27 protein-coding genes are annotated in these 25231 nt (G+C 72.8%); 3 read left to right on the top strand and 24 right to left on the bottom strand.

The window, feature by feature from the left end:
• Positions 1–14: 14 nt before the first annotated feature.
• The 15 genes from ACIQ87_RS22740 to ACIQ87_RS22810 form a co-directional block, all read right to left on the bottom strand.
• Positions 15–206 carry a hypothetical protein gene (locus ACIQ87_RS22740; RefSeq protein ID WP_402409536.1) on the bottom strand — a complete coding sequence of 64 codons (192 nt, stop codon included), beginning with the start codon at positions 204–206 and terminating at the stop codon, positions 15–17.
• 54 nt (positions 207–260) lie between these two features.
• Positions 261–1643 (bottom strand): transfer protein, encoded by a 1383-nt coding sequence (locus tag ACIQ87_RS22745; RefSeq protein ID WP_402409538.1) that lies wholly within the window; start codon positions 1641–1643, stop codon positions 261–263.
• Positions 1640–2482, bottom strand: coding sequence for a hypothetical protein (locus ACIQ87_RS22750; RefSeq protein WP_402409539.1), 843 nt, complete (start codon positions 2480–2482; stop codon positions 1640–1642). The genes ACIQ87_RS22745 and ACIQ87_RS22750 overlap by 4 nt, the downstream gene beginning before the upstream one ends.
• An 86-nt stretch (positions 2483–2568) precedes the next feature.
• A complete protein-coding gene (locus tag ACIQ87_RS22755; protein WP_402409541.1) occupies positions 2569–3069 on the bottom strand; it encodes a hypothetical protein in 501 nt (166 codons plus the stop codon).
• A gap of 11 nt (positions 3070–3080) precedes the next feature.
• Complete coding sequence (locus ACIQ87_RS22760; protein WP_402409543.1) at positions 3081–5126, bottom strand: hypothetical protein; 2046 nt, start codon at positions 5124–5126, stop codon at positions 3081–3083.
• A 137-nt stretch (positions 5127–5263) separates the two neighbouring features.
• Positions 5264–5446: a hypothetical protein gene (locus ACIQ87_RS22765; protein ID WP_402409545.1), complete on the bottom strand. Its 183-nt coding sequence runs from the start codon at positions 5444–5446 to the stop codon at positions 5264–5266.
• The gene (locus tag ACIQ87_RS22770; RefSeq protein WP_402409547.1) at positions 5446–5946 is read right to left on the bottom strand and encodes a hypothetical protein; all 501 of its coding nucleotides are present in this window, start codon (positions 5944–5946) and stop codon (positions 5446–5448) included. The genes ACIQ87_RS22765 and ACIQ87_RS22770 overlap by 1 nt, the downstream gene beginning before the upstream one ends.
• Positions 5947–5987: 41 nt before the next feature.
• On the bottom strand, positions 5988–6416 hold the full coding sequence (locus tag ACIQ87_RS22775; RefSeq protein WP_402409549.1) for a hypothetical protein: 429 nt from the start codon (positions 6414–6416) through the stop codon (positions 5988–5990).
• 17 nt (positions 6417–6433) lie between these two features.
• On the bottom strand, positions 6434–7051 hold the full coding sequence (locus ACIQ87_RS22780) for a hypothetical protein (RefSeq protein WP_402409551.1): 618 nt from the start codon (positions 7049–7051) through the stop codon (positions 6434–6436).
• A gap of 14 nt (positions 7052–7065) precedes the next feature.
• Positions 7066–7824 carry a DUF4097 family beta strand repeat-containing protein gene (locus tag ACIQ87_RS22785; RefSeq protein ID WP_402409552.1) on the bottom strand — a complete coding sequence of 253 codons (759 nt, stop codon included), beginning with the start codon at positions 7822–7824 and terminating at the stop codon, positions 7066–7068.
• Between the two features lie 16 nt (positions 7825–7840).
• Entirely contained in the window at positions 7841–8050 is a 210-nt protein-coding gene (locus ACIQ87_RS22790) for a hypothetical protein (RefSeq protein ID WP_402409554.1), read from the bottom strand.
• Positions 8051–8069: 19 nt separating this feature from the next.
• Positions 8070–8444 carry a hypothetical protein gene (locus ACIQ87_RS22795; RefSeq protein ID WP_402409556.1) on the bottom strand — a complete coding sequence of 125 codons (375 nt, stop codon included), beginning with the start codon at positions 8442–8444 and terminating at the stop codon, positions 8070–8072.
• On the bottom strand, positions 8441–9421 hold the full coding sequence (locus tag ACIQ87_RS22800) for a DUF2637 domain-containing protein (protein WP_402409589.1): 981 nt from the start codon (positions 9419–9421) through the stop codon (positions 8441–8443). Before ACIQ87_RS22800 ends, ACIQ87_RS22795 begins: the two co-directional genes overlap by 4 nt.
• A 73-nt stretch (positions 9422–9494) precedes the next feature.
• On the bottom strand, positions 9495–9896 hold the full coding sequence (locus ACIQ87_RS22805; RefSeq protein ID WP_402409558.1) for a WhiB family transcriptional regulator: 402 nt from the start codon (positions 9894–9896) through the stop codon (positions 9495–9497).
• Positions 9896–10267, bottom strand: coding sequence for a hypothetical protein (locus ACIQ87_RS22810; RefSeq protein ID WP_402409559.1), 372 nt, complete (start codon positions 10265–10267; stop codon positions 9896–9898). Before ACIQ87_RS22810 ends, ACIQ87_RS22805 begins: the two co-directional genes overlap by 1 nt.
• Before the next feature lie 921 nt (positions 10268–11188).
• On the opposite strand from ACIQ87_RS22810, the gene ACIQ87_RS22815 reads away from it, so the two are divergent.
• Positions 11189–11611 carry a winged helix-turn-helix domain-containing protein gene (locus tag ACIQ87_RS22815; RefSeq protein WP_402409561.1) on the top strand — a complete coding sequence of 141 codons (423 nt, stop codon included), beginning with the start codon at positions 11189–11191 and terminating at the stop codon, positions 11609–11611.
• 1 nt (position 11612) lies between these two features.
• On the opposite strand, the gene ACIQ87_RS22820 is transcribed toward ACIQ87_RS22815, so the two are convergent.
• Positions 11613–12551, bottom strand: a complete 939-nt coding sequence (locus ACIQ87_RS22820) for an NAD-dependent epimerase/dehydratase family protein (RefSeq protein ID WP_402409563.1) — start codon at positions 12549–12551, stop codon at positions 11613–11615.
• An 11-nt stretch (positions 12552–12562) separates the two neighbouring features.
• Positions 12563–14032: a helix-turn-helix domain-containing protein gene (locus ACIQ87_RS22825; protein WP_402409565.1), complete on the bottom strand. Its 1470-nt coding sequence runs from the start codon at positions 14030–14032 to the stop codon at positions 12563–12565.
• A 1307-nt stretch (positions 14033–15339) separates the two neighbouring features.
• On the opposite strand from ACIQ87_RS22825, the gene ACIQ87_RS22830 reads away from it, so the two are divergent.
• A complete protein-coding gene (locus ACIQ87_RS22830; protein WP_402409567.1) occupies positions 15340–17208 on the top strand; it encodes a S9 family peptidase in 1869 nt (622 codons plus the stop codon).
• Positions 17205–17861, top strand: a complete 657-nt coding sequence (locus tag ACIQ87_RS22835; protein ID WP_402409569.1) for a hypothetical protein — start codon at positions 17205–17207, stop codon at positions 17859–17861. Before ACIQ87_RS22830 ends, ACIQ87_RS22835 begins: the two co-directional genes overlap by 4 nt.
• 27 nt (positions 17862–17888) lie before the next feature.
• Here ACIQ87_RS22835 and ACIQ87_RS22840 read toward each other — a convergent pair whose 3' ends face one another.
• From ACIQ87_RS22840 to recR, 7 genes are all read right to left on the bottom strand, one after another.
• Positions 17889–18668, bottom strand: coding sequence for an SURF1 family protein (locus tag ACIQ87_RS22840; RefSeq protein WP_402409571.1), 780 nt, complete (start codon positions 18666–18668; stop codon positions 17889–17891).
• A 107-nt stretch (positions 18669–18775) separates the two neighbouring features.
• A complete protein-coding gene (locus ACIQ87_RS22845; protein ID WP_402409573.1) occupies positions 18776–20068 on the bottom strand; it encodes a hypothetical protein in 1293 nt (430 codons plus the stop codon).
• On the bottom strand, positions 20061–20606 hold the full coding sequence (locus ACIQ87_RS22850) for a SigE family RNA polymerase sigma factor (protein ID WP_392868345.1): 546 nt from the start codon (positions 20604–20606) through the stop codon (positions 20061–20063). The genes ACIQ87_RS22845 and ACIQ87_RS22850 overlap by 8 nt, the downstream gene beginning before the upstream one ends.
• 271 nt (positions 20607–20877) lie before the next feature.
• The gene (locus ACIQ87_RS22855) at positions 20878–21945 is read right to left on the bottom strand and encodes an aspartate-semialdehyde dehydrogenase (RefSeq protein WP_402409575.1); all 1068 of its coding nucleotides are present in this window, start codon (positions 21943–21945) and stop codon (positions 20878–20880) included.
• A 60-nt stretch (positions 21946–22005) separates the two neighbouring features.
• Complete coding sequence (locus ACIQ87_RS22860) at positions 22006–23286, bottom strand: aspartate kinase (RefSeq protein WP_316522622.1); 1281 nt, start codon at positions 23284–23286, stop codon at positions 22006–22008.
• Between the two features lie 411 nt (positions 23287–23697).
• A complete protein-coding gene (locus tag ACIQ87_RS22865) occupies positions 23698–24453 on the bottom strand; it encodes a DUF5063 domain-containing protein (RefSeq protein WP_402409577.1) in 756 nt (251 codons plus the stop codon).
• A complete protein-coding gene (gene recR, locus ACIQ87_RS22870) occupies positions 24446–25045 on the bottom strand; it encodes a recombination mediator RecR (protein ID WP_350575393.1) in 600 nt (199 codons plus the stop codon). Before recR ends, ACIQ87_RS22865 begins: the two co-directional genes overlap by 8 nt.
• Between the last annotated feature and the right edge of the window lie 186 nt (positions 25046–25231).

The raw sequence follows: 25231 nt of genomic DNA on the forward strand, positions 1-25231 counted from the left end.
GCTTCTCCGTCCGGTCAGTGGAGGGATCCGAGGGCGGCGGCGATGGTGGCGATGAGGTGGTCGATGGCGGTGTGGAGGCCGGTGGAGGCCAGCGCGTAGCCGAAGAGGGCGGCGACCACGGCGGATCCCAGGCGCAGGTAGTGATGGCGCATGAGGACGAAGAGGGCGATGCCGCTGATGGCGGTGAGCGAGACGGAGAAGATCACGGGCGCACTCCATGGGCGAGGGGTGGGCGGTGCAGTGAGGTGTGCGGTCGGCCGTCAGCGCAGGTTGCTGAGGGCGTTGCGGATGCTGCCGAGCTTCACGGGGCGTCCGCCGTCGGCGTTGACGGCTTCCAGCAGGGCGTGGGCGTCCATGTCGCCGTCGGCGGCCTCCAGGACGGCTTGGACGCGGTCGGCGATGGTGAGCCGTGCGGTGGTCTGCGGGCGGCCCGGTGCGGCCGGGATGCTGCTGCGGGATCGGCCGCTGCCCCCGCCGTCCGCGTCGGTGTCGGGTGTGGGGAAGGCGGCGTTGTAGGCGTCGGCACCGTCGAGCTTCTCGGCGTAGGCCCGGCCGGCGGCGGGCCAGGACGACTTCTCCAGGACGGCGTGCGGGTCGTCGCCGTACAGGGCGAGCATCTCGGGGTCCAGGCCCTCGGTGGGGACCGGGCTGCCAACGTTGAAGGCGCGCATCTTGGCGCCGGGGTAGGGGCCGGAGAGGTGGTAGCCGGTGCCCTGGGTGCCGGGGCGGTCGTCGGCGGCCTCGGTCTCGAACTGGCTGATGAGGCGGGTGGCTCCGGCCTTCTTCGGGATCGGGGCGAGCTTCTGTCCGGCGGGCATCAGGCCGTCGGCGACGAGCTGCTGCATCATGCTGGAGGTCCAGCGCAGGAGCAGGACTTCGCCTTCCTTGAGCATGGCGCGCATCGTGTCGGAGCCGCCGAGTTCGTCGAGGTGGCCGGCCTGCGCGAGCAGGGCGATGCCGACGCCCAGCGAGCGGCCGGTGCGGCCGATGTCCTTGATGTAGAACGTCGCCAGGTCCCGGTAGGGGGCACCCTTCTCCAACAACCTGTTGGCTTCGTCGATGACGACGTAGAGCAGCGGGTCGGGGCGGTCGCGCAGGAACTTGGAGCGGCCGGCCGCGGCGTACCGGGCGGCGCGCTCGCGCATGACGCACCAGGCGGTGTGCAGTTGGGCCATGACGCCCTCTTGCGAGTACACCGCCCAGTCGACGTTGCCCCGGGCTTCGGGGGCGGACTGGCCCTCCTTCAGGTCGCCGTAGAGAGTGGCGATCCCGGAGCGCTTCATCGCGGCCAGGATGATCTGGCCGAGCGTCGACTTCCCGGCGCCGGTGGTGCCGAACAGCAGCAGGCGCTGAGCGCTGCCGCTCTTGGGGTCGTAGAGCTGGATCCAGACCTTGCGGCCGTTGTGGTAGAGGCCGATCCAGATCCGGCCGCGTTCGTCCATCTCCAGGCACTCGGGGCCGGGCAGGCGGACGTCGGCGAGCGGGTCGGTCGGGTAGATGGTGACCAGGGCCCGGCTTCCCATGGCCTCGATGGCGAGGCGGGAGGGGTCATCGATGCGCATGGCGTCGGCGAGGCGGACCGGGTCGTAGGTGATGATGTCGCCCGGCGGCGCTTCGAGGGTCAGTTCGTAGATGCGGCTCACGCGTCGATCTGCCGTCCGGTGTCGGTGTCGACGATCCGCAGTCCGGTGATCGTGGTGCCGGGCATGCCCTTGGGGGCGATGTGCTGGGTCCAGTGCGCGTACATGTCGGCGGTGTCCTGGGGGGCGTGGCCGACGGTGAGGCGGCGGACGCCGGCGCCCCGGCCGGGCATCTTCGTGACGGTGATCTCCTCCTCGTCCCAGTCGATCAGGGCGGACAGGCGGGTGGTGGAGATCGTGGGGACCGGGGTGCCGTGGTGGGCGGAGCGGATGACGGCCCGCATGGACTGCGGGCCGGTCCGCTCGATGTGCTCCAGGACGGTGCCGGGGGCGACACCCCCGTCGACGGCGGCGTGCTCGGACCACCAGACGGCGAGCGGGTGCCGGTCGGTGGCCTGGTCCAGGCCGGTCGGCGCCTCCTGCCGGGCATGCTCGACGGCCTCGGGGCTGAGGGAGGGCTCACGGCCCGCCATGACGCGGGCCATGCGGGCGGGGCGGATGAGCCACACGGCGGCGGCCCAGACGGCGTCGGCCGCCAGTGCCGCCAGCTCCCACCAGTGCCTGCCCGGCCCCAGGCGCTCGACGACGAGCAGCCCGGCCATCGTGACGGCCGGGGTGAGGTAGAGGGCGGTGGCGGTGTCCCGGACGTGGTCCTTGGGCAGGGTGGCGGACCAGATCAGGCCGTAGACGATCGCGGCTCCGGCGCCGCCGACCGTGGCCGGGAGGAAGTCGGTGGTGAACGCGCCGGCGGCGAGGCCTGCGGTGCCGGTGAGGGTGGCGGCGCGGCCGAGGTGGCTGCGGGCGGTGGCGACACGACCGCGGATCGGGCCGAGGGACATCATCAACGCTCTCCTTCGCGTTCCGTGGCTGGGTGGACGAAGCGGCGGCGGAACCGTCCAACGGGGCGTCGCCGCCGCCCCGTTGAGGGTCAGCGGTTGCTGTAGAAGGTGCGGTCGGCCATTTCGACGGGCATGGCGTTGGCGGCCTCGGCGACCGATCCGTAGTCGGCCTCGTGCTCGGCGGCGGCGGCCTTGAACGAGACGCTCAGGTCGGCGAGGTCGGCGGCCATGGCCTCGGCCTCTTCCAGCACCGAGCGCATGACGGTGGCGGCGTCGTGGTGCTCGGCGACGGTGTCGCGGTCGACGGCGAGCGCGGCGGCCTGGTCGGCGAGGCGGTCGACCGATGCGGCGCACTTCTCGACGTACTTGTAGGCGCTGGTGACGACGTCGGACACGAGCGCCAGCTTCACGCCGGTCTCGACGAGTTGGGCGATGACGATGCCGTAGCGCACGGCCTCGGTGAGGGCCCGGCCGGCGGTGGCGAGGGCCGACCCGACCCCGCCGCCGGTGCCGTCCCGGTCGGTGGGCGCGGTGGACTCGGTGAGCGGCTGACTGCTGGTGACCTGCTCGGAGCTGGTGCTGTCGGACACGGACGCCCTCCCTACTCGTTGTGGTAGTCGCGCTCGGCGGGTGCGGTGTGGCCGGCGTCGCGCACGGCGTCCGCCAGCGGCTTGTGGCGGGCGGCGGCGTTGTCGCCGGCGGCGGTGATGGCCTCGGCGGCGGCCGGGATCTTCTCGGCGATCGCCTCGGCGCGGGCCTTGACCTTCGCGGTCTTCTCCATCAGCTTGACGACGGCGGGCGCCAGGATGCCGGGCACCTTCAGGTCGAGGACCTTGGCGTAGAGCCGCTCCAGCTGCCCGGCCAGCTCTTCGCAATCGGAGGCGGCCTGCTTGGCCTCGGCAGCGCCCTGGGTGATCTCCTCGCCCATGTCGGCGTCCGCCTCGATGACGTCGTAGATCGTCAGCTCGGCGTCGACATACTGCGCGCCGCGCGTGGCGCGCGGCAGGGGAATACTCACGGACTGTCCTCCAACAGGCCTCGGGGGTGGGGGAGATGGGGGCCGTGTGGTGCCGGGCCGGGCGTGGGCTGTGCGGTGCGGCGCGGGAGGCAGGGCCGCCTGGCCACGGCCGAGGGCGGCGGGCGGGCGGGGTTTGCGGGGGCCGCCGTCGGCGCGTTCGACCGTGATCGTCTCGCCCTCGGTCCAGGCCCAGCCCGGCGGCGGAGCGAACCCGCCGCCCGCGCTGGTGGCCGAACCGGCGGGCGGGGTGGTCTCTTCGGTCCGCGGGGCGCGGTATCGGCGGAACCACCACGCGTCCCGGGTGCGCTGTCGCCGGCGGTCTCGGCGGGGGCGTTCGCGACTGGCCCGGCCTTGTCCGGGACGGCTCCGCCAGGGCCTGGCCCCGGTCGCGCCGCCTGGCGTCACGAGCCGCCGCTTACGGCGCGGGCGCTTCGGCGGCTTTACCCGGCCCCGCCGGGAACGACCACCGTCGGGCTTGGCGCCGGCGGTGGCCGTTCCCGGTGCGACGGCGAGATCGGTGCCGGGCGGCCCGGCCGGTGTGGCCTGCTCCTCGGGCGTGGCCGGGTCACCCGGACTGTCGGGCTTGGGCTTGCGGCCGTTGAGGATCCGGTCGGCGGCCCGGGCCCGCAGCGCGGCGCGGATCGTCGTCGGCGTCGAGCCGGTCGGGGGCTTGTGGGCGCCGGTTGGCTTCCAAGAGCCGGTGGTGATCCGGTCGGCGACCCGGCGGCCGGCGGCCCCCCGGATCGTGTCCGGCCCCGCTGGGGACCGCTCCGGCTTGTCCGGGCGGTCCTTGGGGCCGTGGGTGATGCGCTCGGCCATGCGGCGCCGGGCCGCACCTCGAATCGTGTCCGGCCCGGCGGGCTGTCGCAGCAGGCGCCCGGCCGACCGGTCCCGATCGCGGGCGGAGGAAGGAGCCACCCCGCCGCCACCCGAATTCCCGCCGCCGGAGAGGCGATTCTGGCGCCCCGTCGACCCGGAGCCCTCCAGGACCCTTCTGCGGGCCTCCCGCACCCGATCCGCCCCCGGGCTGCCACCGCCCCCCAAGGGGCCGTCAGAACGGCCGTGGAGGGGCTTCTCGGGCGTCCTGCTGCCCGGCGTGCCGCCCGGGGTGGTGGGGCTCTGGCGGAACGTCGCCGGGACCTGCGGGCCGGTGTGAGGCGAATGCTGCGCCGAATGGCGCGTGCTCCGCCCGAATTCCGGACCGGACTGCACCCGGGGCGCGACTCCGGGAATGTGCGTCCGGGAATCCACATGCTGTGGATTCCCGGCAGAGGCGGAGGGTGTGCGCTGCCGCTCCACCGTCTTCTGGTGTTCGGCGCGAGCTTTCATGTAGGCGACGAAATGGGCGGCGCCCCGCAGTGCGGCCACGGTGATGCCCGCCATCATGACCGCTGACATTGCGGCGACATTCGCCGGGCCGCCCGCCGAAAGCGGCGGCCCGGCCGGTGCGGGGTGTTCGCTTTCGCGGGAAATCTCGGGGTTGTCGGGGATCGACAGGGATGCGGGCGGGGCCAGGTCGGTGGCGAGTGGCGCCAGCACCGGAGGGCCGGCGGGCGGCCGGTCCTCGGCGACGACCCCCGGCACCGTCAGCCGGGGGAACCCGAGCACGGTCCCCTCGTTGTCGGCCATGGGGCCTCCAATCGGGTGTCACGCTCCGTCACGGGTCCGGGGGTCCTCACGCGTACGCGTGCACGCGTACGTGGGACCCCCGGATTCACGGAGCGGCGTGGTGATGATGAGCGCGAAGCGTCACCAGGGGAGCGTGCTCAGGACACGGCGTGGTGTTGAGTCCAGGCGCTGAGCATCCGCACCAGGTCGGCCGACAACTCCTCGTCGGCGCCGGCCAGGGTGCGGGCCAGGTCCCACAGCACCCGGGCCCGGTCGGCGTTCGTCGTCGTCGCCGCCAGGCGCTTCTGCCAGTAGGCGACCTGCCCGGGGGAAAGCGCCATCAGGCACTCTCCTTCAGGAAGTCGAGGAATGCCGGAGACTGCTTTTCTCCGGAATTCCCGTCCGCCTTCTCGGAAAGCGCGGAAGAAATGCCGTGGAGGGTAGCGGCGGTGTCCACCGCGTCCGCGCTCCGGGCCGCCTGGATTCCCGCCTTGCGGTCATTCCTCAGGGCCTTCTCGGCGGCGCGGGCCTCGCGCTTCTTCGGCAGCTCGACGTAGCGGCGGTTGTGCTGGACATCGAGCTTTCCGGCGGCGTTCACCGCCTCGCGCAGGTGGTGTTCCAGATCGGCGAGCGGCCGGGTCGCGAAGTAGGCGCGCAGACGCGGCTGGAACAGCCAGTCGCCGTCGATGCGCACCGACTCCAGGTCCGAGCGGTACTCGCGCAGCAGGGCCTGGACCTCGTCCGCCATCTGCCGCAGCCGTTCGCGCTGCTGGGCGGCGTAGATGGCGGTCCCGCCCGGGGCCGTCAGGTGGTCAGACGTCCACCTGTTCGTGCTGTTCATGGTGTTCCTCCCGTTCCGGTCTCGTTTCGGGTGGCAGTGGGTCAGGCGGAGGCGACGAGCGCGGCGAGGGTCTCGGCGGCGTGGTGCCACGCCTGGTCGAGCAGGTAGCCACCGTTGAGGCCGTGGTCGGCCAGCCGCGCGAAGTCGCCCTTGCCGGTCGCGTCGGCGAGGCGGCGCAGGGGCTCGCGCCGGTCGGCGACGTAGTGGGTGACCGCGCTGAGCGCGAGGGCAGCGGCCACCGGGCCGGGCCGCAGACGGATGCCGAGCAGGCGGGCGCCGCCCAGCAGAGCGGCACCCTGAACGGCGACGTAGGAGGCGACGTGGGCGGCGCAGGCCTCACGCCCGGCCGCCCCCGGCAGGCCCTTGGTGGTGGCCTGGTGGTCGGTCTGGATCCAGTGGTCGGCGACGTCCGCCGCCGACCGGAGAAGGGCGTAGGCAGCGGCGAACCGGGCGGCCCGGATGCTGGTCATGGTGTCTCCGTTCCAGGTCAGTCGGTGTAGCCGAGCTCGACGGGGTCGACACCGTCGCGGATGGCGGCGGCGTCGGCCCACATGTCGCGGGCCTGGCCGAGCAGGATGCGGGCAGCGGCGGACGCCTGCCGGCGGGTGAGGTCGTCGTTGGCGGGGTCGGCGGCGACGGCGTCGCCGGAGCAGGCGGCGTCGGCCTTGGCGGCGGCGCCCCGGTCGAGGGCGGCGGCGAGGGCGTTGGCGTCGGTGCGGTTCATGTCGACGACGGGCTTGTCGAGGTCGCGGTGGGTGAGGCTGACGGTCGCACCGGTCTTGGCGAGGCGCTTGGCGAGGGCCATGGCGACGGTGGCGGCGCGGTGCCGTCCGCCCGCGCAGCCGACCGCGATGGTCAGCGGCGCGTCGGACGGACCGGCGTCGAACGAGTCCGCCACCAGCGCGGCACCGGCGATCAGTTCGCGGATACCCGCCGTGCCGAGCACGGCCCGGCGCACCGGCAGGTCGTGGGCGCTCTGGTGACGCAGGGTCGGGTCGATGTGCGGGTCGCGGAAGTGGCGGCGCAGGTCGAGGGTCAGGTGCGCCTCGGGCGGGGCGCCGTGCAGGTAGCCGAAGGAGACGAGGGTGATCTCGGTGACGGACACGTCCTGGGCTCCTGTCAGCTCTGGTGCTTGCGGCCGGAGACGGTGTGGGCGGTGACGTCGAGGCGCCCGGTGCCGGTCAGGGTGATGTCGCCGGAGACCGCGCGGACGGACACGCTGCCGGTGGCGCGGGTGCCGGCGGTGAAGCGGACGTCGCCGGAGACCGTGTCGATGTTGGCGGTGTGGCCCTCGTGGACGGCGATGCGCACGTCGCCGGAGGTGGACATGATCTCGGCGTCGGCGCCGATGCGCTGGGCGGTGACGTCGCCGGAGATCGTGGTGACCGTCAGGATGTCCGCGGAGTCGACGCGGACGTCGCCGGAGGTGGAGGTGACGGCCAGCAGGCGGTGGTGGCCGGTGGCGGTGAGGTCGGCGGAGGCGGTCTTGAGGGCCATGCCGCGGGCGGTGGGCGGCATGAGCACGGTGGCGGTGACCGGGCTGACGCCGAGGTGGTAGGTGTCGGCGGTGATGACCTGGCCGTTGATGATCGTCATGTTCCCGGTCCCGACGGACTGGAACACGACGTTGCGGCCGCGGGTGGTCATGGTGATGCCGCCGCTGTCCACCTGCGGGACGTCGATGCTCAGGGTGGTGAGGCCCTCCTGCATCCGGGCCTGGGTGACGGCGTCGGCGGCGGGGCCGTGGTCGTCGTCGGTGGCGAGGATGACGGTGATGGCCGTGGCGTCGGGGTCGGTGCAGACGCGGACGTCGCCGGTGGGCAGGTCGAGGACGAGCTTGGTGGCGTCGGTGGCGCGGAAGGTGCGGACGGTGCTCATGGCTTCTCCTCGGGGGTCAGCGGGTCTGCTGGATCAGGGAGCCGATCAGCTCGGGGCGGTTGGTGGAGCCGAGCGAGCGCCCGGCGAGGGTGAACAGGTGCCACCAGCGGGCGGTCCCGTCCTCGTTGCTGGTCTGGGCGCACATGAAGCCGTGGAGCGGGAAGACGTCCACGACGCGGGTCTGCTCGAACTCCGGCTCCGGGGCCGGGACGCGGTCGGTGCTCATGACGGGTCCTCCCGTGGTCTCAGGCGGCGGTCGAGTCGGAGGCGGTCTCGGGCAGGTCGAAGTAGCCGACCAGCCGGATCGGCGTTCCGGTGCAGGTGGTGGTGACGTAGAGCCAGGCGAAGCGGCCCGTCGTGGCGAGGCCGACGGCGGCCGGGTCGAGGCCGAGGCGCTGGCGCCACTGCTCGAAGTCGGTGAGGGACGTGTCGCAGTGGAAGGCGAGGGTCAGGCCCTCGGTGAGCAGGAGGTTGCCCGAGGCGTCGCGCTCGTCGGTGGCGACGCGCTCGCTGGTGATCCTCGGCGCGGGCAGGTCGGGGTGGGCAGTGAAGAGCGCAAGCAGGGAAGCGGCGGCGGCGATCTGAACGCCGGCCGTGGTGGTGTCGGTGGTGGTGGTCACGATGCCTGCTCCTCGCGGGGGGTGGTGTCTTCGGTGGTGGCGGGTACGGCGTGCAGAGCGGGCCGCTCCGTGCTGGCCGTGCCGAACTCGCGGTAGCGGGCGGCAATCCATCCGGTCGACCAGCCGGTCAGCTCGGCGGCCCGGCGCTGCGGGATGCCGAGCGTCACGGCGGCCTGGACGGTCAGCCGGGCGTCGTCCTCGGGAAGGCGCTCGGCCGCCGCCGGCGCGGAGAGGAGTTCCTGCCGCAGCCGCTCGGTCTCCTGCTCGGCGACCCGCTCACGCTCGCGCTCACGGCGCTCACGCTCGCTCACCTCGCGCTCACGACGCTCACGCTCGGTCCGCTCGGCATCCTCCAGACGCCGCCGGTCCTGGCGCTCCTCGTCGGCCATCCGCAGCTCGTGCTCACGCTGCTGGGCGGCCATCCGCTCGTCGTGCTCACGGCGCTCACGCTCGCGCTGGTCGGCCCGCTCCTGCTCGGCTTGCCGGTCCTCGCGCTCCTGCCGGCGGCGCTGCTCGGCGCGGCGCTCGCGCTCGGCCCGCTCATCGCGCTCACGGGCCTCATCGGCGGCCAACGCGGCGGCGATCGCCCGCCGGTAGGCCAGCGATGTCTCCGCCGTGACGATCAGCAGCAGCGGCGCCACCGCATGGACCGCCACCCCGACCGCGTCGTGATCCAACGCGCTCTGACCCACGTTGAGCAGCACCGTCATGGCGCCGGTCATCCAGCGCAGCGCCACCGGCCACCGGCCGCCGTCGCCACCCAGGCGGGCGAGCACGCTGTCCAGGCGGACCACGATCACCACCGCCGCGTCCACGACCAGCGGCAGGATCGGGGCCGTCCACTCCCAGCCGTCCGGGCTGTGGTGAGACATCAGCGGGGTCACCGTGAGCACGCTGTAGAGGACCGCGCCGAGCGTGATCGTCCACGTTCCCACGGCCAGCGCCAACTCCGCCGAGCGGATCTGGTCCGGGCTCACTCGCAGCTTCACCGCGACCACCGCCGGTTGCGCGGTGAGCGCGTCGTGAGCGCGGTGAGCATCGGGGCGTTCATCAGTGAGCACCCCCGGCGGCGCGGCGCTCGCGGGCCGCGTAGTCCTGCCGGCGGCGGTGCAGCGCGGCGCGCTCGGCGGCGTTCAGCCCACCGAAAATGCCGTACTTCTCGCGCCGCTCCAGCGCCAGCTCCAGGCACATCGTGCGGACCGGGCATCCGGCGCAGAACATCTTGGCGCGGCGCTCGGACCACTCGGCCGCCGCGCGGGCCATCTCGATGTCCTCGGCGTCCTCGTCGACCTCCGGGAAGAAGAGGTTGGTGTCGACGCCGGCGCAGGCCGCGCCGCGCAGGTCGCCGTCGCCGTCCGGGCGGTACTCGGCGAGGACGGTCGCCGCCGGGCGGGCAACCAGGTGCGGGGTGCGGGTCGCACCCGCGAGGAGGGAGTGCAACTGGGCGGCCATCACGCGGCCGCCTTCCAGGTCAGCACCCGGCGGCGCTCGGCCGTGCGCATCAGCGCGGACGCGAACCGGGCCTCCGGCCCGTCCAGGTCCTTCAAGACCTCCCGGGCGACGTCGAGCCGCACGATCCGGTCCTCATCGGTGGCGTCGGCGCTGCCGTCGAACAGCTCGACATCGACGCCGAAGCCGAAGTCGACGCCGGTCCCCCACGCGAGTTCCGCGAACTCGGCGGGAGTCGCGGCCTCCTGGCCTGCGACAATGAGTTTCATGGGGTCACCTCGTTGATTCAGGGGGTGAGCCCGCAGGGCCGCCGCGCGTTCCTTGGCCGGAGCGCGGCGGCCCGTCTTGCGCGGGCCCAGCTTCTCGTCGTTCACGAGCAGCCGCGGAACCCGACGCGAACCCGCCGCCGCGAGGGCGGCCGGCGCGCGCCGGGGACCGTGATCGCTGGTAAATGCGACCGGAAGCGGTGAGCCCCGCCCGCTGGTCAGCGGCGGGGCCGGATACAGCTCTGGGGCATGCCCATGGGCGCGCCCTCCTCAGATCGAAGCCCCTGCCGGGGCTGGTGGTTTGGGGGTGCCCGTCCTACGGGCGTCAGGTCTCACGGGCCTGGTCCGGTGCTGCGTCTCTGCTCAGCACCAGCAGGGCGGCGCACTCCCGGATCAGGAGTGCTGCGTGGCTCGCTGCCGCCGGCGACATCACCCGGTCACCACGGGGGCGGTCTGTCTCATCCCGCCACGTGCGTTGGGACTCCGCTGTACTCCCGGGGCGCCATCCAGCCGTACGAATCGGCCTGGTCAGCGTCCCGTCCGGCCCCACACCCCCGAAGGGGTGGCATGCCACTGCGTAGGGGGAGGGCGTCGTCCATCACGGCGGCTCTCCCCCGGTTCCTCAACCTAGGCGCCTACCGTGACCGCCGCCCTCGCGTCGGTCCCGCACGATCACTGTTCAGTTCTCAAGGAACCGCGATGCCGAGCAGTCCGTAGGGCGTGCGGCCAAGCCGCCTTCCCCGGCACCCGCCGGTCGCATTTGTCCAGCTCAGGGCAGCCCAAAGAAGGGCCCCAAGAGCTGATGGTTTTGACAGAGACCCGCTTGATCGCGGGCCGTCTGTTGCGACAAGCCTGCTCCGACGCATGACGTCAGACCAATGACGGCCTGTCATATGAGGCTTCACGCCGAGGCGTTGCCCTCACAATGAACATGGTGCACTTAGTGCGCCAAGTTGGCAAGTGCTTCGCTGCGACGAGGCTGCGGCAAACTGGTGCACTAAGTGCGAGACGTCAACTGGAGGATCATTGGTGACCGAGTTCCAGGGCGAGCCGGCTTATCTCCAGCTAGCCGATGACCTGCGGGAACGAATCCGTAGCGGCGAGTTGGCTTCAGGTAGCCCACTGCTGTCGACACGGAAGTTGATGGATCACTACGGCGTGTCGAGCACGGTCGTGAAGGCCGCCATCGCGCTGCTTCGATCCGAAGGCTATGTGGTCGGACATCAGGGGAAGGGGGTGTTCGTCCAGTTCCCGCCGCGCCTCGCCGGGCACTCCCGAGGGGCCGCCGACTGGGCCCTGCCCGTACTGCAGGCCGGACAGGCGATCGAGCAAGCCCTGCGCGAGCTGGCGCACGCCGAAAGCGGGTCCGTCAATGCTGAAGCGGCTCTCCAGCGCTGGCGGGACGCGGTCGACGCGCTTCCCGACAGCGTGAAGAGCCGCCTGGCGGAGTAGGTCAAAGCCCGCCCCGACTGGTCGCCGCCCACCCGTCTCGGATCAGGTCCCGAAGGCCGGACCGCTCGGGCTTCCACCCGACCTCGGTCGTGATCCGGGTGAGGTCGGCGACCAGCCGGGGCGGCTCCGGCTGCGGAGGGCGGTGAACTATTGGCACAGGCCGTCCGGTGACCTGCTCCACGGCATCGACAATCTCGCGCATACTCGCCGGAGTCGCGCCCACGTTGTAGGCCCGGTACGCGAAGTCCCCAGCCCGCAACGCCAAGACGTACGCGCGGGCCAGGTCATCCACATGGACGAAGTCCCGGACGGCACTCCCATCGCCGTTCATCTCCAAGTGCGGGTGGCGGCCGGCCGCCACGGCAAGCGCCTTCGGGATGATCCGGGACTCATCGGTGTCCCCCACCCCACCCACCGAGCCTGCGATGTTGAAGCACCGCAAGCTCACCGCCTGGACGGTGCCCCGCTCCCCCTCGTGCTTGAGCAGCTCATCCGCAGCGAGCTTCGAGGCACCGTACGGGTTGCTCGGAGCAGGCACGACGTCCTCGCCGATGGGCTGCTGCTCAGGGGCACCGTAGATCGCGGCCGTCGAACCGAGCACGACCACCGGGCGATCCACGGCAGCTCGACCGGGCAGCGCGGCCAGCAGGGTCGCGGTGCCGTTGACGTTGACGTCGTGGTACTCATCGGGCATCTCGAAGGACTCGCGCACCCGCGTGAGCGCGGCCAGGTGGCAGACGGCGTGCACGCCGCGCACGGCCGACGCAACGGCCTGCTCGTCGCGAATGTCGCCGTGAACCACCTCGGCCACCGGCAGCTCGGGGAGCGGGGCCCCCGGTGGCCGATGGGTCAGGGCAACCACCTCGTGGCCCGCCTCGGCGAGACGTCGGACAACGGCGGTGCCGACAAACCCGAAGGCGCCTGTCACGAGTACGCGCACGGATTTCCTCCTCAGTTCAGGATCAGTCCGCGATGCTGCCACGCCAGGTCGAGGCACGCGGCGGCGGCAGACGCGAGCGGTTCATTGTCCAGCAGGTGGCGAACGTTGGCCTCGGTGAAGTGGATCCCCTTGCCATCGCCTGCGCTGGCGATGACGCTGCCCTCGGTGTTGCGGGAGACCATGCCGGAGAACACCGAGTCGTAGACGTCGGCGTCGATGACCACGACGCTGAGGATCTCGCCCGCCAGCGTGAGCGGGTCCAAGCCGATCCCGAAGCAGTACGGTCGGACCTTTCCCGCGCGTCGGGCCTCGTTGAGCGTGCGGAACGGCTCGACCCCGTCGTAGTCGATGGGCTCGCCGCTGCTGCCATCGGCCTCGGGGTCACCCAGAAACTCCTCCGCGTACTCCCGGAGCACGTTGCGCCAGAGGTCGAAGTCGTTCGACTGGTCCCACGGCATCACCGAGGACGGCTGGAACACCCCGGCGGGCATGATGTGGTACGTCCCGCCGGCCAACGCCACGTTGCTCGCGGCCCGATGGTGCAGCGGAAACGACGCCGTGCCATCCGGCGCCAGCCGGATGGTCAGGGTGTCGATGGACGGCAGCAGCGGACGGCGACTGAGGTCGAACGGGTCACCGACCAGCGAGCGGAACGGGAGCGCGTCCCAGTCCGGCTCACCGATCCATGCGGGGTCGCTGCCGGTCGCCAGCCACGCGCCCGCCAGCTCATGGGCCACGCCCTCGCAGACGTCCGCCATGTCGAAGTAGGTCGTGTAGCCGAACGACAGCTTGGGTCGGCCGTCGACCTGGGTGACGTCGAGCAGCCGGAAGCTCGGCCGGTTCACGAACAGCGACGGCCGGTCGACCATGCGGATGGCCTGCGAGTACCGGGCGAACCGCCCGCCGGTCGCTGCCAAGGGCCGGACGCCCTCGGACTCGACTTCAGCACCCACGACCTCCGGCGGAACCGTCTGCGTCAGCCACGTGAGGTCGATGTCCCCGAAGTCCAGGGGGCTCGGCCACATCCACCCAGCCCTCGTGAGCACCGGGCTGGTTCCTGCCCGGTCCACGCCGGGGTACAGCCGGGCGGCGGCCTTGGTGAGCTGGCTCCGGTGCCGGTTCAGGTCCCTGCGAGTCATCCGCCATCGGCGCTGTTCCTCGACCGCGGCCTGCGGGCCGCTCTCCTCGCTGGGAACCGAGACGACGGCCGCCTCGGCGGCCGGCAGCAGGCCCAGCTCGTCCTCGGGCAGTCCCAGCGCCTGGGCCAAGCGCCGGAGCTCGTCCATGTCCTTGATCACCCGCTTCCCACGCTCCAGCAGCGAGACGTACGACTGGTCGTAGCCGAGCAGGTCGGCGAGGTCCTGCTGCTTCAGCTTGTGGAGCGCGCGGTAGGCCTTCAGGACGTCGCCGAGGTTGGACCCGTCCGGCGGCGCGGTGCGCTCAGCCGAGGTGGAGAGCCAGCTGACCGGCTCGGTCGTCACGGCAATCGGAGCGACCCGGCCGGCGAGCCCAATCGCCCGGCGGCACGGGCTACACACGGTGTCGGTGTTGCTGCGGCTCAGCCGGGCGCCGCATCGGGCGCAGACGGCGGGCGTCTTGGCTGCGATGGTCATGAGGCATCTACCCCTTCAGGGATCGGCCGATCACGGGCCGAAGAACATTCAACTGCACCTGCGGCGCAGGAGATCTGTGTTTGATCAAGACGGATAGCCCCGCCTGGGGCGCCGGGAGAATCTCGGGAGAAGATCTTGAGATCCACCCCTTGCCGGTCCGGCGAGAACCAACGAACACCAACGCTCTGACCAGGGCGTTCGCGTATCTGCGCAGGTCGGCCGTCGCCCCGGACCTCATTCGGGACGAAGAGGCCGTGGGTTCAAATCCCGCCACCCCGACCCACTGCAGAGGCCCTGCCGGAGAAATCCGGCAGGGCCTCTGTCGTATCTGCCGGCACGGAAGTACGGCAACCTCCCGGCCCTCCCCGACCGCCGGCAACGGATGCTGAGGAAGTGTCGGCGAAGCACTCCGACTCCACCGACACCATGATGTGATCCAGGGCACAGTCGGGCTGCGGCGCTCAAGGAGCGTAACGCCGTGCCAGACGCCGCAGTGCTTGCGGGATCCGCTCACGGGTGCCGATGACGCAGAAGCCGGCGCGGGCGTGGAGGGCGAAGCGGACGGCCCCGGCTGGAAGTCCCGGACCGTCGCCCTCGCCCCGGTCGCCCCCGCCGCGTCCGGGAAGACCGCCGGGTCGACCAGCACACCACCTGGCCCTGACCGGGCCCGACCAGCCGGGGCCGGCGGTCGCCGATGTCGGTACCGACTCGCGCGGGTCGTTGGGGGTCAAAGGCGCCCTTGCGGCCGTACGAGCCGGCGGCGGCGATGCGGCCCCGCGCCGGGCCCCTCGCGGGGCGGGTCGAGCTCGGCGAACCGCGATGATCCGGGATTGGCAGAACCGTGAGCTGTGAAGAACTGGGAACAAGCGATGCATACGTCATATTGACGACGAGTCAGCGAGGCACGCCGCCCCCACCACGGCCGAACGAGGGATCACCCCCGCATCCGGGACCACTCCCCTGACACGCCGCACCGATCGGCCTGGTCCGGTTCCTGCCGCAGGGCGCATGCACCGCGCAAGGCCTGATCGCGGCGCGCCTCCCCGACGGCATCCCGACGGCATCCCGGCGCCGACCCGACGGCACCCCCGACGACGACGCCGGCACTCCGGGCGGGCGGGCCGAAGCCCGCCCGCCCGTTCCCTTCCCTCCCCCCGATCGGGTTGGATGGTCGGATGAGCGAGGAGAAGAGCGCCGTCCCGGCGTGGGAGCAGAGGTTCAGGGCGGCCCGGGTGTCGCTGCCCGACTGGGCCGAGGACGCCCCGGACCGGGCGCTGTACGTGTCCAACGCGACCGGCACCTACGAGGTCTACGCCTGGGACCGCGCCACCGGCGCCCACCGCCAGGTCACCGACCGTCCGAACGGCACCACCGACGCCGAGCTGTCCCCCGACGGCGACTGGGTCTGGTGGTTCGACGACCACGACGGCGACGAGTTCGGCGTCTGGCGCCGCCAGCCGTTCGCGGGCGGCCCCGACGAGGAGGCCGTGCCCGGCCTCGCCGCCTCCTACTCGGCCGGCCTGGCGCTCGGCCGCGACGGCACCGTGGTCGTCGGCCGCTCCACCGACGAGGACGGCACCACCCTGCACCTGCGCCGCCCCGGCAGCGCCGAGCCGGTCGAGATCTACCGGCACGAGGAGTACGGCGGCGTCGGCGACCTCAGCCACGACAGCACGCTGCTCGCCATCGACCACACCGAGCACGGCGACGCGATGCACTCCGCGATCCGGGTCGTCCGGATCACCGGGGACGGCGGCGTCGAGACCGTCGCCGAGCTGGACGAGGTCACCGGCCGGGACGAGCCGCGCGGCGTCGCCTGCCTGGGCTTCGCCCCGGTCGAGGGCGACACCCGCCTGCTGGTCGCCCACCAGCGCACCGGCCGCTGGGAGCCGATGATCTGGGACGTCGCCACCGGCGTCGAGACCGCCCTTCCGCTGCGTGACGAGCAAGGCCGCGAGCTGCCCGGCGACGTCTCCGCACAGTGGCGCCCCGGCGCCGGGGAGCTGCTGGTGGAGCACGAGTACGAGGCGCGCAGCGAGCTGTTCTCGTACGGACTCGCCGACGGCCTGCTGACCCGCCTGGACACCCCGCGCGGCACCGTCGGCGGCGCCACCGCCCGCCCGGACGGCACCGTCGAGTACCTGTGGTCCTCCGCCGCCGAGCCCTCCGCCGTCCGCTCCACCGCCGGGACGGTCGTGCTGCGGGCGCCCGGCGCGGTGCCGCCCGGTTCGGTGCCGGTCGAGGACGTCTGGGTGGACGGCCCCGGCGGGCGGGTGCACGCCCTGGTGCAGCGGCCGCCGGCGCCCGCGCAGGGCCCGTACCCGACCGTGTTCGAGATCCACGGCGGCCCGACCCACCACGACAGCGACTCCTTCGCCGCCGGCCCGGCCGCCTGGCTGGACCACGGCTTCGCGGTGGTCCGGGTCAACTACCGCGGCTCGACCGGCTACGGCCAGGCCTGGACGGACGCGCTGCACGAGCGGGTCGGCCTGATCGAGCTGGAGGACATCGCGGCGGTCCGCGCCTGGGCCGTCGACAGCGGGCTCGCCGACCCGGCCCGGCTGGTGCTCACCGGTGGCAGCTGGGGCGGCTACCTGACCCTGCTCGGCCTCGGCGTCCAGCCCGACAGCTGGGCCCTCGGCGTCGCCGCCGTGCCGGTCGCGGACTACCACACGGCGTACGCCGACGAGATGGAGGCGCTCAAGTCGCTGGACCGCACGCTCTTCGGCGGCACCCCGGAGGAGGTCCCGGAGCGCTTCACCGCCTCCTCGCCGCTGACCTACGTCGAGCAGGTGCGGGTGCCGGTGTACATCAGTGCCGGGGTCAACGACCCGCGCTGCCCGATCCGGCAGATCGACAACTACGTCGAGCGGCTGGAGCGGCTCGGCAAGCCGCACGAGGTGTACCGCTTCGACGCCGGGCACGGGTCGCTGGTGGTGGAGGAGCGGATCAAGCAGCTGCGGCTGGAGATCGACTTCGTCCGGCGGTACCTGGGCGCGGCGCGGGCGGAGGCCGACGCGAGCGGCGACGGAGGGGAGGCGTGAGACGCCTGCTGATGCTCGCGGGGGCGGCGGTCGCCGGGGCCCTGGTGCTCACCGGCTGCTCGGGCTCGCAGCAGAACGACGCCTCCTGCCCGCCCCCGGCGGGCCCGGTGCTGCCGAGCCCCTCGGCGGTCGTGCCCACGAGCCCGGCCGCCACGCCGCCCGCCGCACCCGCTGCCACACCGCCCGCCGCCGCACCGCCCGCCACCGCGACCAAGGCGAGCGCACCGGGCGCGGGGAGCACGGGGAACACGGGGGGCACGGTCGTCGGCGGGGCCGCGGGCACGTCCGTGCTGCTGGCGGCGTACGAGCCGACCGACCCTGACGGCACCGTCGAACTCGCCAAGGGGTCGAAGGGGTCCAGCGGCTCCTCGGGTTCCTCGGGCTCCTCCGGCTCGAAGGGCTCCAAGGGGTCGAAGAGCGGTCGCACCGTGCACCACCACATCGACCACTACGACTCCGACGACCACAACGGCAACGGCAACGGCAGCGGGAACGGCCACTGCCACAGCGACCCGACGCCGCTGCCCACCGGCTCGTCCTCGCCGACCCAGTCGCTGCTCCCGACCCAGCCGGCGCTCCCGACGCCCACCCCGACGCCGCCCCCGCCGGCGGTCAAGCCGACGCCGGCACCGGCCCTGCCGACCAAGCGCTGAGCCGGGGGCGGAGCGCGACTGCGCCGGTCAGTCCAGGACCGGGTCCAGCCCGAGGGCCCGGTCCTGCTCCGCCTCCGCCTCGCGGCGCACCAGGCGGAACCACATGAAGACCACGAACCCGGCGAAGACGAACCACTCCAGGGTGTAGCCCAGGTTCTGGAACGCGCGCAGGGTGAGCCCGTCCCCGCCCTGCGGCTGCACGCTCGGTACGGAGGCCAGCCCGGCGGACACGTCGTCGGCGGCCACCCAGCCGTCGTACCAGCCGTCGTACTCCAGCACGTTCAGCAGCGACGCCCGGTTGATCATGCCGAGCTGCCCGGCAGGCAGGCCGCCCGCCACCGCGCCGTTGCTGCCCACGGCCTCGTTGGCCTGCAGGCGCCCGGTCACCGTCACCTCTCCGCCCGGCGGCGGCCCGGCGGCGGCCGGGGCCCCGGGCGCCCAGCCGCGCACCACGGCGACGGCGTGTCCGTCGGGGGTGCGCAGCGGGGTGAGCACGTAGTAGCCCTGCTTGCCGTCCACCACCCGGTTGGGGACGAGAAGTTGGTGTTCGGTGTCGTAGCTGCCGGTCACCGTGACGGTCCTGCCGACGGTCTCGGTGGTCACCTGCGGGGTCGCCTGGTTGAGCAGCGCGTCAAGCGGCCGGGCGTCACTCGAAGCGGTGACCGCCTGCTTGGTCTCCTGGTGCGTGGACACCCGGTCCTCGAACCGGCCGAGCTGCCAGGAGCCCAGGAACAGGCACACCGCCACGGCCGCCACGGCCACGACGGTGCCGCCGAGCCAGCGCGGAGTCAGGAGGAACCGGTACACACCCCCACGGTATCCACTCCTCACACCCGGCCCGCCCCCCGGGCCCCGAACCCGGCGACCACCGGCCGGTCAGGGCCCGCCGAACACCGCCGGGCACCGCCGGGCGGTCACCCCGCCGTCGGTGAGCCCGACGGCTGCGGCGCCGGGCCGCCCAGGCCCTGGACGCCGCCGCGGTAGACGGTGCCGCCGCACGACACGGGCAGGGTCGCCGTGGCGACCGCCGGGCTGCCGGGGGCGGGGGTGTGGGCGATGGTCACGGTGGGCGCCGCGGTGGGCGGGTTCCCGGTCGGGCTGGCGCTCGGGCTGGGGGCCGTGGTGGGTTCCGCCGACGGGGACGAGGAGGCCGGCGGGTTGGCGCTGGGCGCGTCGCTGGTGACGGAGGCCGGGGCATCGGACTCGACGGCCGGGACGTCCGAACGCAGGGCCACCCGGTTGACGCCGTTCGACGCCGGGGTGGTCAGCGGGCCGGAGCCGGTGCAGGTCCGTTCGGGGACCCAGGCGAAGGGCACCCGGTACCCGGCCCGCGGCGCGAGCACCGGCGGCTCCCCGTCCATCGCGGGCAGGTCGGCGGCCGGGTCGCCCGGGGCGTGGTCGGCGGAGTGGACTCGGCCGCGGTCGCCGCCACTGACGGCGGTGACCGCCACCGAGCCCGGCCCGCCGAGCCGGCAGCTGTGCGCGGAGACGTTGTAGACCGTGAAGGAGCCGTAGATCCGCCCGGTACCGTCGGCCGCGCCGACCTGCGAGACGCCCTCGCCGAGGTCCGTCCGGGTGCAGAGCGGGACGATGCCGCCGCCGTCGGCGCCGCCGGTGCCGGAGGGCGCGACGCCGCCGTCGGTGTGCGTCAGCCCGCCGCCGGGGGTGTGCGGGGCCGTGGCAGAACCGGACGGCGACGTGACCCCGCCGGTGCCGCTCGGGTCCCCGTGCGAGGCCCCACCGGTGCCGCCGGCGCTTCCGGTGACGCCGCTGGGGGAGCTGGCGGCCGGGCTCTTGGCGTCGGCCGAGCCGGGACCGCCGGAGAGCCCGAGGTGCTCTCCCTGGTGCAGGACGGGCAGGCCGATCGCGACGACGAAGGCGAGCGCGGCCGCCCCGGTCCAGGCACCGCGCCGGGCGGCCTGGCGGCGGGGCACCGCCCGGCGGATCCGCGGCAGCGCCTCGGACGCGGGCTGGATGCCGGAGACGGCGCCGTGCAGCAGTTCGCGCAGTGCCCGTTCCTCGGTGGACAGGTCCGACAGCTCCGGGGCCAGGGAGTCGGACGACGCGTTCGCGGTGCCGGACGCGTTCGCGGCGTCGGACGCGTTCGCGGCGTCGGACGCGTTCGCCCCGGGCACGTTCGCCCCGGGCACGTTCGGGATGGAGGCGTCAGGCCCGTTCGGGCCGGAGGCGCCGTCCGCCTCAGCCATGTCCGGCCTCCATCTGGACGCGGAGGGCGGCGAGTCCACGCGAGCCGTAGGCCTTCACCGAGCCGAGCGAGATGCCCAGGGTCTCGGCGACCTGCGCCTCCGTCATGTCCACGAAGTAACGCAGCACCAGAACCTCCCGCTGACGGCGTTGCAGACCACGTAGCGCGGCCTTCAACTGGTCGCGCTCCAGGGCATCGTAGGCACCTTCTTCTGCACTGGCCATGTCAGGCATGGGCTTCGGCAGCAGTCGCAGCCCGAGGATGCGGCGGCGCAGCGTGGAGCGGGACAGGTTGACGACCGTCTGCCTGAGGTAGGCCAGGGTCTTCTCGGGCTCGCGCACCCTGCGCCGGGCGGCGTGCACCCGGATGAACGCCTCCTGGACGACGTCCTCGCAGGTCGAGAGGTCGTCGAGGAGCAGCGCGGCGAGCCGCAGCAGCGAGCGGTAGTGCGCCTGGTAGGTCGCGGTGAGCAGGTCCTCGCTGGTACCCGCGTCGGTACCCGCGCCGGAGTCCGCCGCACCGGGTGCGGCCGCCGTCATCTGGTCTTCTTCCGGCCTACTCGCAGGCCACGGGGCGCGCGACGGGAAGGACACCGCGGCTCTCGCCGGGATGCCCGCCCTTGCCCCCACCATCACGTTCGCCACGCACGTTGGACACTCGATCCCCTGTCATGGTTGCCCGGCCCAGGGCCCATTCTTCCGCATCGGCGGAAGCGGGCTCCAGGGGATTCCCACGGGATTCCGGACAGATTGTGTCGAGGAGCGGACACAGGTATGGACAGGTGGGGACACAGGTGGGGAAACCCGGCGCCTACTCGGTCGGTTGGCCCGCCGTCAGCTCCGTCGCCACCAGCTCGGCCAGTTGCACCAGGTTGAGCGCCGCGCCCTTGCGCAGGTTGTCCCCGCACAGGAAGAGGTCCAGCGCGTCCGGCTCGTCCAGCGCCCGCCGGACCCGCCCGACCCAGACCGGGTCCGTTCCGACCACGTCGTTCGGCGTCGGGAACTCGCCCGCCGCCGGGTCGTCGTAGAGGACCACCCCGGGCGCGTCCCGCAGGATGTCCTGCGCGTGCTCCTGGGTGACCTCGCGTTCGAACCGGGCGTGCACCGCCAGCGCGTGGGTGCGGACGACCGGGATGTGGACGCAGGTCGCCGAGACCTTCAGGGCGGGCAGGCCGAGGACCTTGCGGGACTCGTCGCGGATGCCCATCTCCTCGGCGGACCAGCCGCCCTCGCGCAGCCCGCCGGTCCAGGGCACCGCGTTGAGCGCGAGCGGGGCGGCGAAAGGACCCTGATCGGCGATCAGCGCGCGCAGGTCACCGGTCTGCCGGCCGACCTCGGCGCCCGCCACCAGGGCGGTCTGCGCGCGCAGCGCCGCCTCGCCGACGCGGCCCTCGCCGTCGGCGGCCTGGTAGGAGGCGACCACCAGCTGCGCCAGCCCGTACTCGGCGTGCAGCGCGCCGACCGCGGCGATCATCGCGAGGGTGGTGCCGGCCGGACTGGCGACGATCCCGCGCGGGCGGATCCGCAGCGCGGCCGCGTTGACCTCGGGGACGACCAGCGGCACGTCCTCGGCGGTGCGGAAGACGGCCGAGTCGTCGATCACCACGACGTCCTTGGCCGCCGCGATCGGCGCCCACTGGGCGGAGACCTGGTCGGGGACGGCGAACACCGCCACGTCGATCCCCGCGAAGGCCTCCTCGGCCAGCGGGACGACCCGGACGGTCTCCCCGCGCACCACCGCCGTACGGCCGGCCGAGCGCGGGGAGGCGACGAGGCGGATCTCGCCCCAGACGTCCTGGCGGAGGGAGAGCAGCCCGAGCAGCACCTCGCCGACCGCGCCGGTGGCGCCGACGACGGCGAGGTTCGGACGCCAGGTCATCGCCCGGCGTCCCGGCCCGGTGCCCGGGTCATCGCCCGACGCTCCCGCTCCGCTCCCGGGTCATCGCCCGGTGCCGCCGTAGACGACGGCCTCGTCGCTCTCGCTGTCCAGGCCGAAGGCGCTGTGCACGGCCCGGACGGCCTCCGGGACGTCGTCCGCGCGGGTGACCACCGAGATGCGGATCTCCGAGGTGGAGATCAGCTCGATGTTGACGCCCGCGGCGGACAGCGCCTCGAAGAAGGTCGCCGTGACCCCGGGGTTGGAGCGCATGCCGGCGCCGACCAGCGAGATCTTGCCGATCGCGTCGTCGTAGCGCAGCGACTCGTAGCCGATGCCCTCCTTGACCCGGCCCAGTGCGTCGATGGCCTTCTGGCCCTCGGTCTTGGGCAGGGTGAAGGAGATGTCGGTCAGGCCCGTCGACGCGGCGGAGACGTTCTGCACCACCATGTCGATGTTGACCTCGGCGTCGGCGATGGCGCGGAAGATGCGCGCCGCCTCGCCCGGCTTGTCGGGCACGCCGACGACCGTGACCTTGGCCTCGGAGGTGTCGTGGGCGACTCCGGAGATGATGGCCTGCTCCATCTCGCCCCCTTCGGGCTGGTTCGGGTTGTCGTTGCTGACGATCGTCCCGGGAAGACCCGAGAAGGACGAGCGTACGTGAATCGGGATGTTGTAGCGACGGGCGTACTCGACACACCGGTCGAGCAGGACCTTGGAGCCCGACGAGGCCAGCTCCAGCATGTCCTCGTAGGCGATCCAGTCGATCTTGCGGGCCTTCTTCACCACGCGCGGGTCGGCGGTGAACACGCCGTCCACGTCGGTGTAGATCTCGCAGACCTCGGCCTTGAGCGCGGCGGCGAGCGCCACGGCGGTGGTGTCCGAGCCGCCCCGGCCCAGCGTGGTGATGTCCTTGCTGGTCTGGGAGACGCCCTGGAAGCCGGCCACGATCGCGATGTTGCCCTGGTCCAGGGCGGTGCGGATGCGGCCCGGCGTCACGTCGATGATGCGCGCCTTGTTGTGGACGGAGTCGGTGATGACACCGGCCTGGCTGCCCGTGAAGGACTGCGCCTCGTGCCCCAGGGATTTGATCGCCATGGCCAGCAGCGCCATGGAGATGCGCTCTCCAGCGGTCAGCAGCATGTCGAACTCACGGCCGGCAGGCAGGGGTGAAACCTGCTCCGCGAGTTCGATGAGCTCGTCCGTCGTGTCGCCCATCGCGGACACCACGACGACGACCTCATGGCCGGCCTTCTTGGCGTCAACGATTCGGCGGGCCACGCGCTTGATGCCTTCGGCATCCGCAACGGATGAGCCGCCGTACTTCTGCACGACAAGGCCCACGTGCGCTCCTCGACTCGAAGTCTTTTCCGGGGGCTACGGGCCCCCGTACCCCCCTGGGAAGAGGGGGGTGCGGTCGTCGTCAGTCTACCGAGCAGGGGTGCTCCGACTGGCGCTTTCCATATGGTGAGACGGTAGTTTCAGCACGTGAGCGGCCGTGTGGGTGGCTCCGCCGCCAGGTCTGCGGGCGATTCGGCGCGGTCCCGAAGAATCGGCGGATCGGGGGGCGGTGATCCGGCCGGATTTCCTTTTCCGGCCGGGCCGCTGAGGCATCCGTCACAATCCGGGCCGGCGATCGCGGAATTCCGCCCACCGCCCACCGCCCACCGCCTGCTGCCGGTCGCCGGTCGCCGGTCGCCGGTCGCCGGTCGCCGGTCGCCTACAGGCTGCCGTGTACCGGCCGCGACCTGCCGCCTAGCGGCCCAGGCCGAGCTCGGCCTCCATCAGGTCGCCCGCCTGCTGCTCCAGCTGCTCGTCGGTGAGCCCGTCGTCGTCGGTGTCCGCGCCGTCCGGCACCGCGCCGATCGGGCTGTCCAGCCGGACGTGGGCGATCAGCGACTGCAGGGCCCGCAGCACCGCCGTACAGGTCGTGCCCCAGTTGGAGAGGTACGAGAACTGCCACCACCACAGCGCCTCGCTGACCCGGCCCTCGCGGTAGTGGGTCAGGCCGTGCTGGAGCTCGCTGACCACGCCGGCCAGGTCGTCCGAGATCCGGAAGGCGTTGGGCTTCTCCGGCGGACCGTACGGGTCGAAGACCTCGTGGTAGACGTCGATCGGCGCGAGCAGCTCGGCGAGGCGCTCGCGCAGCTGCTCTCCGTCCGGCTCTGGGCCCGCGTCGGGCTCGAAGCGGTCCTCCGGGACGACGTCCTCGATCGCGCCCAGCCGGCCGCCCGCCAGCAGCAGCTGCGAGACCTCCAGGAGCAGCAGCGAGACCGCGCTGCCGGGCTCGTCGCCCTTGGCGACCTCGGTGACGGCGAGCACGAAGCTCTCCACCGAGTCGGCGATCTGCACGGCGAAGTCGTCCGGCTCCGAACCGTGGCCGTGGGTGTGCGGGGCGTGGACGTCCGCGTGCGGGGCGTGGGCCCCTGCTTGCGGGGCGTGGGCCCCCGGTTCCCCGTGGGACTGCTGGCGGGGGGTGTGGGGCTGCTGGTTGATCGTCCGGTCAGACATCGAGCAGTCGTCTCCCTTCGAAGGCGCGGCCGAGGGTGACTTCGTCCGCGTACTCCAGATCCCCGCCGACGGGCAGGCCGCTCGCCAGACGGGTCACCTTCAGGCCCATCGGCTTGCAGAGCCGGGCCAGGTAGGTGGCGGTCGCCTCCCCCTCCAGGTTGGGGTCGGTGGCCAGGATCAGCTCGGTGACCGTGCCGTCCGCGAGGCGCGACAGCAGCTCGCGGATGCGCAGGTCGTCCGGGCCGACGCCCTCGATGGGGCTGATCGCGCCGCCCAGCACGTGGTAGCGGCCGCGGAACTCACGGGTGCGCTCGATGGCGACGACGTCCTTGGGCTCCTCGACCACGCAGATGACGGCGAGGTCGCGGCGGGGGTCCAGGCAGACCCGGCACTGCTCGGCCTCCGCGACGTTGCCGCAGACCACGCAGAAGCGGACCTTGTCCTTGACCTCCAGCAGGGCGTGCGCCAGCCGGCGCACGTCGGTCGGGTCGGCCTGCAACACGTGGAAGGCGATCCGCTGGGCGCTCTTGGGCCCGACGCCGGGCAGCCTGCCCAGTTCGTCGATCAGGTCCTGAACCACGCCCTCGTACAACGTCGCGCCTTCCCTCGAATGGTCGGTGATGCCGGTCGTCCGGCGGTACCGCTTGGTCGGTGGTGCCGGTTGTTCGGTGCTGCCTGTTGGTCGGTGCTGCCGGACGGCCGGCGTACCGGCTCGCCTACGGCACCGGATGGCCGACGGCACCGGATGGCCGGTGGTGCTCCGGTGCCATCATCCAAC

The sequence above is a fragment of the Kitasatospora sp. NPDC096204 genome (genome assembly GCF_044763205.1).
Taxonomy (GTDB): domain Bacteria; phylum Actinomycetota; class Actinomycetes; order Streptomycetales; family Streptomycetaceae; genus Kitasatospora.